Source organism: Prevotella phocaeensis (genome assembly GCF_900065875.1).
Lineage (GTDB): Bacteria > Bacteroidota > Bacteroidia > Bacteroidales > Bacteroidaceae > Prevotella > Prevotella phocaeensis.
The window spans coordinates 316,753-328,874 of record NZ_LT160626.1; the positions used below are offsets into that span (position 1 = coordinate 316,753).

A 12,122-nucleotide genomic window follows, 5' to 3' on the forward strand; every position below is an offset into this window, starting at 1 on the left:
ATAATTCAAAAGAAGATTTATGGATGTTAAACCTAAAGTTATTGCATTGTATTTACCTCAATTTTATCCATGTAAAGAAAATGATAAATGGTGGGGAAAAGGATTTACCGAATGGACAAATGTAGGGAAAGCTAAATCTTTGTTTAGAGGGCATGATCAGCCTCGGGTCCCAACTGATTTAGGATATTATGATTTAAGGTTGTCTGAAGTTCGTGAAGAACAAGCTAAGATGGCTCGTGAAGCGGGTATAACTGCTTTCTGTTATTGGCATTATTGGTTTGGGAATGGTAGAAGACTTTTGGCAGATGTATTTGACGATGTTTTAAATTCAGGCAAACCTGTTTTTCCTTTTTGCTTAGCTTGGGCTAATCATCCATGGTATGCGAAAGGGTGGAATAAAGATATTCCAGATAGATTACTTATTGAACAGACCTATCCAGGGATTGAAGATGCGAGAAGACATTTCGAGTATTTGCTCAAAGCATTTAAAGATCCTCGTTATTTTAAGGTAGATGGTAAACCATTTATATATATATTTGATCCAATAACATTACCACAAGAATATTTGCGGAATTTTCGGAAATGGATAAAAGATGAAGGTCTAAAGGATATTTATGCAGTCGCAAATAGTTATGATGTAAGTAAGTCACCACAATATTTTAGAGAAATGGGATATGATGCCGTTACTTATGGGCGTGTTGTTTCCCTTTGGGATTGTGAGTATAAAGCAATGAATTCTTTTCAAAAAAAATATAATAGAATAGGAAGAATTATTAAGCAAATAGTTACTGGGCGTCCTCGTGGTGCAAGAGATTATCAAAAAGATTATTCAAAATTTATTACTGAGGAGGATTCTTTGATAGATGTTATTCCTGAGATTGTTCCTCAATGGGATCATAGTCCACGTAGTGGAAATAAGGCCGCCACAATTTATTATAATTCTACTCCTGAATATTTTTATTATCATGTAAGAGAAGCTTTGAAAGCTGTAGAAAAAAAACCAGAAGTATATCAACTTCTTATATTAAAGTCTTGGAATGAATGGGGAGAAGGAAATTATATGGAGCCAGATTTAACTAATGGACGTGGATATATAGATGCTTTGAAAAAGGCTTTAAGTGAAGTTAAATGAATAAATTGTTGTCTATCATAATTCCTGCATACAATGCTGAAAGTTATTTACGGCGTTGTGTTGATTCCATATTTAAGCAAGGATTGAATGATAATGAATTTGAGGTTATTATTATAGATGACGGCTCACAAGATAAAAGTTATGATATTGCATTGGCTATAGCTTCAGAACATGAAAATATTTTTGTTTATACTCAAGGAAATTCCGGACAAGCTGTAGCACGTAATGTTGGATTAGAGAAAGCCAAAGGAAAATATGTAATGTTTGTCGATTCCGATGATTATTTGATCGAAAATACTATTAAAAGAGTTCTTAGTATTGCAGAAATAAATTGTTTAGATATTTGTGAAACACGATTGTATGAATACGATCACTGTGGGAATCGTAAGATTGGATTAATTCAGCCTTTTCCTATTGATCAAATATTTACAGGTGAAGAAGCCCTTTTAAATAAGATTATTGTTGCATCTGTATGTACCAATGTTTATCTTTTAGAATTTATAAAAAAAAATCATTTGAGTTTTGTTGTTGGAATAGCGCATGAAGATGTTGATTTTAATATGCATGCTTATGCCTTTGCTCAACGTATTATGTTCTTGGATATATGTACTTATATATATAGTTGGAATCCAGATTCGACAGATAGGAGTAGAGATATAAGTAGGATAAAGAGAGGATTATTAAGTGATCTCCATATTGCAATGAGGACAAAGGAATATACTAATATCATAGGTCTTTCGAAGCAATTAAAATTTTATTATTTACGAACATGTAATTCTATTATCGTGTCTACTTTTTTGACTATTCTGCAAAAATATAGATGGGCAGATATTGACTTTATAAAAGAAATGTATGAATTTTTGCAGGATAATAAGCTATATCCAATAAAGGGGCGGACTCTATCTTTGAATACGACAGTTCTAATCCCATTTATTAATACACAGAGAGTTTTCTGTTTATGTTATATTGTTTTAAGTTATTTGCTGCCTTGTCGGAAAATAACAAATCATGAAATTAGAATTAGATATAAATAAGTTTTTTCTTTTGTATATTAATAATATAATATTTAATAAAATAATTATTATTGAATAATATTGGGAGTTTGCCCTTTAAGAAAAAGATAAAGAATAATTTATTAAATTATTTTTAGAAGCTTTTAGGAAGGTGAAGTTCAAAGATTGCGATTTGAAGATTATATGAGAGCTAAATATTGGATTGCCTATCTCTTGGATTTGTCTATTCGGGAGCCGAGACTTATTCTGAAATATTATAAACCATTTAGCTTTTCAGTGCATAAGCCTGTAGAAGAGCGTTTTGTTTTTATGGCTGATGGAAGATTTCCTCATGGGGGAATGTTCGATCGTTTAAAAGGAGCAATTTCTGTATATGCTGTTTCTAAAGTTCGAGGGAAAGAGTTCAAATTAAATTTCTCTTCCCCTTTTTGTTTGGAAAAGTATTTGAGGCCTAACCAATATAATTGGACAATTGATAAAAAAGAGCTGGATTATCATTATCCCTCATCTCGTCCTCTATTCTTGTATGGGGAATGTTCGTATCCTCGGCGTCTTGTTAAAAACCGAAAGTGTGAAGCCCATTTTTATTATGGTTATGACTCTCTTGACTACCTAAGTGCTAAATATGGTGTTGCCTATGATTGGGGAGAACTTTATAATGAGCTTTTTCGTCCTACAATATATTTGCAGAAGTATATAGATTTTTATAAAAAAGACATCGGAAAAGACTATATTGTACTTCATTTCCGCTTCTTAAATCTTCTGGGTGATCATACAGAGTTCAATATAAATCCTACATTGTGTTTGGAGCGGCGGCGGGAGCTGATGGAACTGTCTGTAGGAGAAATGAAACGAATAATAGAGGAATATCCGTATTATCGAATAATGTTAGCCACAGATAGCAATTGCTTTACCGAATATGTTAGGGAAATGCTTCCTGATGTATATATCGTACCGGGAGAAATACGACATATCGGTACTGCTAATGAAACGAATGATACGGAAAACGTCAAGATGTTTATTGACTACTATCTGATAGCTGGAGCCAAGAAAGTTTATAATATTGTTGCTCCCGGAATGTGGAAGAGCGCATTTCCCGAGTATGCAGCAAAGATAGGTGGTGCAGAATTTGAAAGGATTATAATTAGTTGAAATAATGGTGAAACAGAGGATATTATATCTTGATCTTGTTAAATTTATTGCAATTACACTTGTTTGTATAGGACATAGTTATCCTTTGACAATAGGAAATGAGAGTTATTTTCGTTCAGTAATTTATTCTTTTCATATGCCATTGTTTATGCTTATCTGTGGATATTTTTCTATATCTTCTTTTTCAAAAGACTTTAAAAGCTTTTTAAAGCAGAAAGCAAAACAATTATTATTACCTGCTTTATCTGGAATTATACTATCGCTTTGCTTGATATTTATTTTTGCAAGAGAAAGATTTTCCTTGAATATTGTTGTAACTGAGCTATATGGCGGATTATGGTTTTTAAAAACTCTGTTCATTTGTTACCTGATAGTTTATATTTTTAAACATATAAATTTACCGGATTGGATTGCTTGCCTTAGTTCAATTGTTCTCTTTCTAATTCTCCCACATGGAGGGGCATTACAAGTAAACTTTCTGCTTATAATGTTTTGGACAGGTTATTTTGCTAATAAATGTAAATGGGGGAAGAGGAATTGCAAATTAATGTTAATATAGATGTCGATATTGTTATTTGTTTTTGCAATATGTACTGATATGGCTCAACCTGTGCAACAAATTACTTCGGAAATTATATTTACTCATCCTTTGTATTTAGTTCGTCAATTTTTTGTGAGTATTGCTGGTTCATTTTCTGTCATTGGTATTACTTATTATATATGTGGAATAACACCTGTAAATAGCACTCTTTATGAAATTTTTATATGGTTGGGTAATGTTGGATGTTATACTTTAGGTATTTATATTATTCAAACGTTGCTTTTGGAACGTTTATTTTATATGCTATGTCCGACCATTAATCTTTTTGTATCAGATACTGTGAACGATTTTGTTCTCACACCTATAATTGGCATTTTGTTTTCTTTACTATCATATTATGTCGTTTTGTTTCTAAAAAGAAATAGATATACAAATCTGTTGTTGTTTGGTGGAGGCTATAAGTAAATGAAGATCGTATTAATATCCAATATGACACCTTATCGAGAGAACTTTAATGGAACATCAGCTCTCCTATATCATTTACTTTATCATCGTAATGCAGTAAAGGTCGGCAATGATGTTGTTGTCGCTTTAGAGTCTTGTGATTCGCAGAGAGAGCAGATAGAGGTTGAAATATATTCGTTCAATATCAATGAATTGCCTAAGGAAAAGATCAACGAGGTAGAACAAGAATTAGGAGTGAAAATTCATATTATGCCTTTGCCTCTTTGGTTCGTATTCTTTTTTAAATACCATTTACTTTTTTTTCGTTTGTTCTTAAAATATCCTTTACATCATTATTTAAGATTGTCTTCGTCTTATACAAAAGAAATTGAGGGTATTCATCCCGATGGAATATGGGTATATGGAGAAGAAATGTCTCTTGTTATAAATCAATTTTCTAATTTAAAACGAGTGCATACGACTGTGGATTGTACTTCCTTGTACTATTATAGATTGTTAAAATCTGGATTACTAAACAGTTGTATAAATAAGTTGAAGGCCAAAATCAACTATCGTAAGTTTTACAGACTTGAGGAACATTATCTGAATGCCAAAGATGTAAAGTATCATTTGGTGGGACAGGCAGATCGTGATTTCCTTGTGGAGCATAATCCAAAATTGCAAGTCTATTTTATCAGACATCCTCATTATGAAGCTATTGATGATACTAAAAGCAGAGAATTTCATACTCCCATACGTTTACTTATAGCTGGGCAATATAATCTATATATGCGTCGTGATGCAGATATGCTGGTAAAAGAGTTTTGTACTTTTAGCGATGTATTGCCCGATGGGAGAGATATTCGTGATTACTATGAATTACTATTCTTGGGGAAAGGATGGGAGCATTCCGTAGATATTTTGAAAGCAGAAGGATGGAAAGTAAGTCATATTCCGTTTGCACTTGATTATATTAAGGAAATCAGAAAGCACGATATTCAGCTCACACCTATATCTATCGGTACAGGCACAAAGGGAAAGGTGCTCGATGCCATTGCTAACGGATTGCTTGTGATAGGTACCCCTTATGCTTTAGAGAATATTGCTGTAAAGTCAGGGGAGTCGTGTATCGAATACCGCTCTGCGGCTGAAGTTATGGATATCTTACGGCATATTCCGATGGAAAGGAAAAAATATGAAGAGATGGCTAAGCGAGGAAAGGAGATCGTATGCCGATATCACAGCCGCAGATCGATTTCCGAACAGCTCTTTAATTTATTTAAATAAGTCTAATGTATCTTTATATCCTTATTTTTATTTTTGTTTTATCGGTGTATTCGTTTACCTTGAAGAAAGGTGGAATTAGCAATAAGCAACTTGCATGGCTGTTGGGAGGGTTGGCAGTGTTTGTCGGTATTGCAGATATGCTCGGCGGTTTCGACCGGTACGTTTACGGCATGCTCTTTGATGATTTGGCAGATGGCATTCGAAACAAGGATAGTATTTTGGATAGTTGGGTACTTCAAACATATCCGAAAGAGTTGGGTTATGTCGGTTTGAACTATCTGATAGCCACTTTTACTGCCAATCGATACATATTTATTTTTATTATAACGCTAATTATATATACCCTTTTCTATAAATCTATTAAAGATTATACAGACAATTATCCTTTTGCCTTATTGTTGTTTTTAGGTTTGCTGTTCTTTTTCTCTTTTACCTATTTAAGGCAAATATTGGGAGTCGGTGTGGCATGGCTTTCCATTAAATATGTGTATGAGCGTAAGGTATGGAAGTTTTTACTTGTCATGTTCATCGCTTTCCTGATGCATAATTCCGCTTTGATACTGATACCTGTGTATTGGATACCGATAAGAAAATTCGACAAAGCTACCGTTCTGATAATATTGGCTGTTTGTTTTATTTTAGGTATAACGGGGCTACCGAGTTCATTGTTCGAAATATACGGTTCCGCTTCAGATATGGAGATGAGAGCTTCTCGATACGCTGATACATCGGGATTTCGTATAGCTTATTTGATTGAAGTTATTTTCTTCTTATTTTTCATCCTAACAAATTATCATAAAATTCCCGAAAATCCCAAAAGAATAGTGTTGCTCAATGTGGCGTTGTTGTTTTGTGCAATATTGCTTGTTTTTATTAAATCGGAAAACGGAGGACGTTTAGGATGGTATTATATGATAGGTATTATCTCTACGTTAACCTATTTTGCCGTAACCAAAGAACGCAGCAAATCCTATCGTTTTTCTATGATTGCGGTCTCTGCTTTACTTTTTTTGCGTATTCTGTTGCAATGGAATAGCATGCTTTATCCTTATAAAACGTTCTTTACCAATGGACATAGGGAAGGTGATCGTATTTATGAAATGGATGAATATGATGAACAATATGATTTAGACAAATTCTATAGATAAGCATGCTGATAACTGTATTTACACCGACTTATAATAGGGCAGAACTGTTATCTGCATTGTATCGAAGTCTTTGCCGGCAAACGTTTTCCGACTTCGAGTGGCTTATTGTCGACGACGGTTCTGAAGATAATACGCAAAAAGTAGTCGAAACTTTCATAGAGGAGCATAAAATCTCGGTTCGTTATATCAGACAAGAAAATAAAGGAAAGCATGTAGCGATAAATTTAGGGGCAAATAATGCCCATGGCGAGTTATTTTTTATTGTCGATAGTGACGATAGTTTGCCGGATAATTCGTTAGAAATAATCAATAGTTTCTATTCTCAAGTTAGAGCAGACGCTTCGTTCGGAGGTGTTTGTGGGTATATGTCTCACCACGATGGCACCGTTATAGGCCACGGAAATGAAGAAGATGTGCTTGATGCCAATTCATCCGAACTGCGATATAAGTATCGTATCGTTGGCGATATGGCAGAGATTTTCAGAACTGAAGTAATAAGAAAGTTTCCTTTTCCGATGATTAAAGGCGAGAAGTTTTGTCCCGAAGCGTTAATATGGAACAGAATTTCCAAGGAATATCGGTTGCGTATTTTTAAGAAAGTAATATATTATCGGGATTATTTGCAGGGCGGTCTTACTTCTAAGATGACACAGATAAGGATGAAAAGTCCCGTAGCATCCATGATGTGTTATGCAGAAATGAATGCTTTGAATATACCCGTTAAGGATAAGGTGCGTGCTGCCGTTAACTATTGGCGTTTTTGGTTCTGTTCACGTGTGGCGGATAAACCAGAGATAGGCAAAGCGTGGAGATGGGCTAAACCTCTTGGATGGATGATGCACAGGAGGGATTTAATGAGATGCGGAGAGTAATGTGTGCCAGATAATTTAAGTGGGTATATAAGGAAAGGGCATCTTATACATCCGCTGGCAAGAACGATATTTTGGAATAGAACATTATGAAGATACTATATGTTATTACGTCTCTCTTGATGGGAGGGGCCGAAAAACTTGTAGTGGATATGATACCACGCTTGGCAGCTGACGGGCATACCGTTGATTTAGTTGTTTTTAACGGAGAAGAAACACCATTGATGCAGAAGCTGCGTACGGAAATTCCCACTATCAGAATATACAAACTCGGTCACGGATATTATAATCCGCTATACATATTTAAGCTGGTTAAGATAATGAGGCATTATGATATCGTGCATACACATAATTCTTCACCTCAATTATTCGTGGCAATTGCGAGTGTATTATGCTCGGTGAAACTATGCTCCACCGAGCATACCACTTCCAATCGCAAGCGCGGTTGGAAGTGGTATGCACCCATAGAAAGCTGGATGTACGGAAGATACGACCATGTAATTTGCATCAGCAAGATTGCCGAGCAGAAGCTGCGAGAATACATGGGAGGCCGGTGGCTCGATCGTAAGTCTAAAAACTACAATCGCATTTCGACCGTTAATAATGGTGTAGATGTGGAGGCTATTCATGATGCGCAGTCCGACAATGAACTTTTACAGATGAAAGGAAGTCGGACAGCAGTAGTGATGGTGGCCGGTTTCCGTGAGGCTAAAGACCAAGATACCGTTGTGAATGCTTTGAACAGACTTGACAGTGAGCGCTACGAAGTATGGCTGACAGGTGTCGGTGTTAGAATGGATACCGTCAAAACATTAGTAAAAGAGTTGAAGTTGGAGGATAGAGTAAGATTTCTCGGATTAAGAACCGACGTTCCTAATGTGCTGAAATCGGCCGACATCGTCGTTATGTCTTCTCATTGGGAGGGCCTTTCATTGTCCAATATCGAGGGTATGTCGGCAGGTAAGCCGTTCATTGCAAGCGATGTTGATGGCCTGCGTGAAGTTACCTCAGGTGCCGGCATCCTCTTTCAGGAAAGCAACAGTGCCCAGCTTGCCGATATCATCAGTCGTCTTACGGACGATAAGGAATATTACGATACGGTGGCTGCAGCTTGTTACCAGCGTGCCATGCAGTTCGATATACATAAGATGGTGCAAGGATACGAAGCCGTGTACGAAAGCCTTGTCGCAGGTTCTCGCTCCTAAATATGCTGCTGCCGTCGGACATAATTCGCACAGTTGCGAATAGTGTGTTGTTCAGCTTCTTGATATGGATATTCGCAGTAATATGAGTATATGATATATGTATGTAAAGAAGAGGTACTGCATATCGCTTGTAAAAGGTATGTGTAACGGCCTTGAGAGGTATGTTTGTCGGAGAAAAATAAATCGTTGAGGATGAATTATAATAAGAAAAATATATTACATGTGGTAAATATCTATTTTGTGATACCCTATTTTATAGGCGGACAATTCAGGTATTTCCGCGAAAAGGGCTATAACCTGCATGTGGTATGTTCCGAAAGTCCCTATCTGAAAGACTATGCCAAGGAGCAGCATTTCGACTATCGGGAGATACCGGTGCTGCGATCGATCGATCCGATACAGGATATTAAGTCTATCAGACGTATCTGCCAATACATCAAGGAGCAGAATATAGGTGTTGTAGTAGGCCACACTCCCAAGGGTGGATTGCTGTCTATGATTGCCGGATGGCTGATGCGTGTGCCCAAGCGCATATATTTTCGTCACGGATTGGTATATCAAACGTCTACTGGCCTGAAGCGCTTTGTCTTGATGACGGTAGACAGAGTGGCCTCGCGCTTGGCAACAAAGATTGTTTGCGTGAGCCCCTCGGTATTGCAACACAGTATAGAAGACCGGCTGGCGCCTGCACATAAGCAAATTATTCTGGGTAAAGGCACTTGTTCGGGCATCGATACGCAAGGAAAATTCAACCCTGCAAAGATAGACGCCGGTAAGTTGTCGGCGTTGAAAATGCGGTGGGGAGTAGCAGAAAGCGACTGGGTGATAGGTTACACAGGTCGACTTGTGCGGGATAAAGGTATAATCGAGCTGGTAAAGGCTTTCCGAATTTTGAAAGAATACGATCCTCGTTTCAAACTTCTGCTGGTAGGAATGTTCGAGATAAGAGATGCTCTGCCCGAAGATGTACAGCGGGATATCAGGAATGATCCGCAGATTGTGTGGACCGATTTCCAAAATGCAGACATGGAATATTTTTATTCTATGATGAATGTTTACGTGCTTGCGAGCTACAGAGAGGGCTTTCCAACAGGTGTACTCGAGGCTCAATCGATGGAAATTCCTGTGATTACGACCAAAGCAACGGGCTGTTGCGACTCGATACAAGAAGGGGTAACGGGCTTATTTGTACAACATGATGCTCGTGAACTGGTTGTCGACATCTTGAAAATACGCGACGGAAAGACCGAAGTCTCGGGAAGTAAGGGGCGTGCATGGGTGGTAGATTGCTTCGATAACCTGAAAGTATGGAGGGAAATAGAACGGTTATACGAAGATTAAGGTATTTTCTTAGATAAAAATAATAGCAATTATGAAAATATTGATAACTGGTGTACACGGATTTGTCGGACGGAATTTAGTGCCTGCATTATTTGCCGATCATACAGTATATGGGCTTGGAAGAGCTGTAGGGAATGTGGCCGGTGTAGAAAAAATGTACACTTGGGAGGACTTAGATCGTGGTATGCTTCCCGAAGTCGATGCAATCATCCATCTTGCAGGTAAGGCCCATGACACGAAGAAGCAAACCGGAGCAGAAGTATATTTTACTGTAAACCGCGATCTGACCGTTAAAGTGTACGATTATTTTCGTCATTCTGCGGCCCGAAAGTTTATCTTTTTCAGTTCTGTAAAGGCAGCAGCCGACTTCGTAAACGGCACTGTACTTACGGAAGATGTCGTGCCCAAGCCCGTTGGCCCCTACGGCGAGAGCAAAATAGAGGCCGAAACATATATCTTCGATCATCCGGCTGAAGATAAAGAAGTGTTTATCTTGCGCCCCTGCATGATACATGGACCGGGTAACAAGGGCAATCTTAATCTGCTTTACAAGGTAGTGTGTAAAGGTATTCCGTGGCCTTTAGGCGCTTTCAAAAACCGTCGTTCCTTCGCTTCTGTCGGCAATGTGTGCTATTTGGTGTGCCGTCTGTTGGAAGAACATGCGCCGAGTGGCATCTATAATCTTGCCGACGATGAGGCTATTTCTACCAACGAATTGATCTCGATTATCTGTAGAGTCTTGGGAAGAAAGGCGCATATCCTCAATATATCTCCCCTGTTGATGAAGAAAGTGGCAAAGGTTGGCGATGTACTTCATCTGCCTCTTAACACTGAACGGATAGAGAAACTTACGGAGAATTATGTTGTTTCGAATGCAAAGATTAAAAGTGTGTTCGGCATAGAGGCTCTGCCGATTACCGTTGAGGATGGTTTGAGAGAAACCATCGAGTCGTTTAACAAATAAAACTGTTATGTCTTACATCGTTATTGCGTTGTCCGTTCTGGCGCTCGAATTGCTTTATTTCAGGATAGCCGATCGGTTTAACATTATCGATAAGCCTTCGGAGCGTGGATCGTCTAAAGATGTAACCCTGCGAGGTGGCGGTATAGTTTTCTTTTTCGGTGCACTTGTGTACTTTGTTTATTCGGGTTGGCAGTATCCGTGGTTCATTGCAGGACTCACGCTTGTATCGGTCGTCAGTTTTTGGGACGATGTTCGTTCGTTGAGTCCGCGCTTCCGACTGCTGATGCAATTCGCGGGTATGCTTCTTATGTTCTATCAATTGGGCATGTTTACGGCCGACCGTTGGTGGATGATTGCCGTTGCACTCGTCGTATGTACGGGAGCTATGAACATTTTTAACTTCATGGATGGCATCAATGGCATCACCGGAGGTTATGCATTGGTCGTTTTAGCGGCCTTAGGTTATGTGGATATGCGGGTTACACAGTTTGTCGATGTTCGTTTCATCTTTATTACAGCTATCGCGGTTGCTGTGTTTTGCTTCTTTAACTTTAGGACCAAAGCCAAGTGTTTCGCCGGAGATATCGGTTCGGTGTCCGTTGCATTCATCTTACTTTTTTATATCGGCCGGTTAGTTCTGCATACGCAAGATCTTTCGTGGTTTGCTTTTCTTGCTGTATATGGTGTAGACGGCTGCCTTACAATTATCCACCGTTTGATGTTGCACGAAAATGTATCTCTTCCGCACAGAAAGCATGCTTATCAAATAATGGCCAACGAATTACGCATTCCGCATGTTGTAGTTTCGCTAATCTATATGTCTATACAAGGAATAGCTTGCATTTGTTTCATTCTTAGCCCGAGATATCCTGCTTTTTTACTTATTGTAACGGTCCTTGTGGTTATGTATATCTTGTTTATGAAGAAGTTTTTCCGTCTTCATCAGACCGGTTGACGGCAAATATCATAATTTTCAAAGGTATGTTAGGTGTTTTCCTAAAAAAGTTTTAATTTTGCCTTATCTAA

The 12,122-nt window shown here is 37.9% G+C and carries 12 protein-coding genes; all 12 read left to right on the plus strand.

Annotated features, from left to right (window positions below):
• The first annotated feature begins 19 nt into the window (after positions 1–19).
• The 12 genes from BN3912_RS09480 (at position 20) to BN3912_RS09530 (ending at position 12,051) form a co-directional block, all read left to right on the plus strand.
• A complete protein-coding gene (locus BN3912_RS09480) occupies positions 20–1,132 on the plus strand; it encodes a glycosyltransferase WbsX family protein (RefSeq protein ID WP_023983480.1) in 1,113 nt (370 codons plus the stop codon).
• Positions 1,129–2,166, plus strand: coding sequence for a glycosyltransferase (locus BN3912_RS09485; protein ID WP_023983479.1), 1,038 nt, complete (start codon positions 1,129–1,131; stop codon positions 2,164–2,166). Before BN3912_RS09480 ends, BN3912_RS09485 begins: the two co-directional genes overlap by 4 nt.
• A gap of 162 nt (positions 2,167–2,328) precedes the next feature.
• Positions 2,329–3,297: an O-fucosyltransferase family protein gene (locus BN3912_RS09490; RefSeq protein WP_023983478.1), complete on the plus strand. Its 969-nt coding sequence runs from the start codon at positions 2,329–2,331 to the stop codon at positions 3,295–3,297.
• Between the two features lie 4 nt (positions 3,298–3,301).
• Positions 3,302–3,856 carry an acyltransferase family protein gene (locus BN3912_RS12635; RefSeq protein ID WP_023983477.1) on the plus strand — a complete coding sequence of 185 codons (555 nt, stop codon included), beginning with the start codon at positions 3,302–3,304 and terminating at the stop codon, positions 3,854–3,856.
• Positions 3,857–3,895: 39 nt separating this feature from the next.
• A complete protein-coding gene (locus tag BN3912_RS12105; protein WP_154665156.1) occupies positions 3,896–4,303 on the plus strand; it encodes a hypothetical protein in 408 nt (135 codons plus the stop codon).
• Entirely contained in the window at positions 4,304–5,569 is a 1,266-nt protein-coding gene (locus BN3912_RS09500) for a glycosyltransferase (RefSeq protein ID WP_023983475.1), read from the plus strand. It abuts the gene before it with no gap.
• A 59-nt stretch (positions 5,570–5,628) separates the two neighbouring features.
• Complete coding sequence (locus tag BN3912_RS09505; protein WP_230204684.1) at positions 5,629–6,717, plus strand: EpsG family protein; 1,089 nt, start codon at positions 5,629–5,631, stop codon at positions 6,715–6,717.
• A 2-nt stretch (positions 6,718–6,719) separates the two neighbouring features.
• Positions 6,720–7,589 carry a glycosyltransferase family 2 protein gene (locus tag BN3912_RS09510; RefSeq protein WP_023983473.1) on the plus strand — a complete coding sequence of 290 codons (870 nt, stop codon included), beginning with the start codon at positions 6,720–6,722 and terminating at the stop codon, positions 7,587–7,589.
• An 86-nt stretch (positions 7,590–7,675) separates the two neighbouring features.
• The gene (locus BN3912_RS09515) at positions 7,676–8,791 is read left to right on the plus strand and encodes a glycosyltransferase (RefSeq protein WP_023983472.1); all 1,116 of its coding nucleotides are present in this window, start codon (positions 7,676–7,678) and stop codon (positions 8,789–8,791) included.
• Positions 8,792–8,983: 192 nt separating this feature from the next.
• Complete coding sequence (locus BN3912_RS09520) at positions 8,984–10,132, plus strand: glycosyltransferase family 4 protein (RefSeq protein WP_023983471.1); 1,149 nt, start codon at positions 8,984–8,986, stop codon at positions 10,130–10,132.
• A gap of 31 nt (positions 10,133–10,163) precedes the next feature.
• Positions 10,164–11,096, plus strand: a complete 933-nt coding sequence (locus BN3912_RS09525; RefSeq protein WP_023983470.1) for an NAD-dependent epimerase/dehydratase family protein — start codon at positions 10,164–10,166, stop codon at positions 11,094–11,096.
• Positions 11,097–11,103: 7 nt separating this feature from the next.
• Positions 11,104–12,051, plus strand: coding sequence for an MraY family glycosyltransferase (locus tag BN3912_RS09530; RefSeq protein ID WP_023983469.1), 948 nt, complete (start codon positions 11,104–11,106; stop codon positions 12,049–12,051).
• Positions 12,052–12,122: the final 71 nt, after the last annotated feature.

Coding starts and splice junctions, on each gene's coding strand:
- BN3912_RS09480 (WP_023983480.1), top strand. CDS start 20: ATGGATGTTAAACCTAAAGTTATTGCATTGTATTTACCTCAATTTTAT.
- BN3912_RS12635 (WP_023983477.1), top strand. CDS start 3,302: ATGGTGAAACAGAGGATATTATATCTTGATCTTGTTAAATTTATTGCA.
- BN3912_RS09520 (WP_023983471.1), top strand. CDS start 8,984: ATGAATTATAATAAGAAAAATATATTACATGTGGTAAATATCTATTTT.
- BN3912_RS09500 (WP_023983475.1), top strand. CDS start 4,304: ATGAAGATCGTATTAATATCCAATATGACACCTTATCGAGAGAACTTT.
- BN3912_RS09530 (WP_023983469.1), top strand. CDS start 11,104: ATGTCTTACATCGTTATTGCGTTGTCCGTTCTGGCGCTCGAATTGCTT.
- BN3912_RS12105 (WP_154665156.1), top strand. CDS start 3,896: ATGGCTCAACCTGTGCAACAAATTACTTCGGAAATTATATTTACTCAT.
- BN3912_RS09490 (WP_023983478.1), top strand. CDS start 2,329: ATGAGAGCTAAATATTGGATTGCCTATCTCTTGGATTTGTCTATTCGG.
- BN3912_RS09485 (WP_023983479.1), top strand. CDS start 1,129: ATGAATAAATTGTTGTCTATCATAATTCCTGCATACAATGCTGAAAGT.
- BN3912_RS09510 (WP_023983473.1), top strand. CDS start 6,720: ATGCTGATAACTGTATTTACACCGACTTATAATAGGGCAGAACTGTTA.
- BN3912_RS09525 (WP_023983470.1), top strand. CDS start 10,164: ATGAAAATATTGATAACTGGTGTACACGGATTTGTCGGACGGAATTTA.
- BN3912_RS09515 (WP_023983472.1), top strand. CDS start 7,676: ATGAAGATACTATATGTTATTACGTCTCTCTTGATGGGAGGGGCCGAA.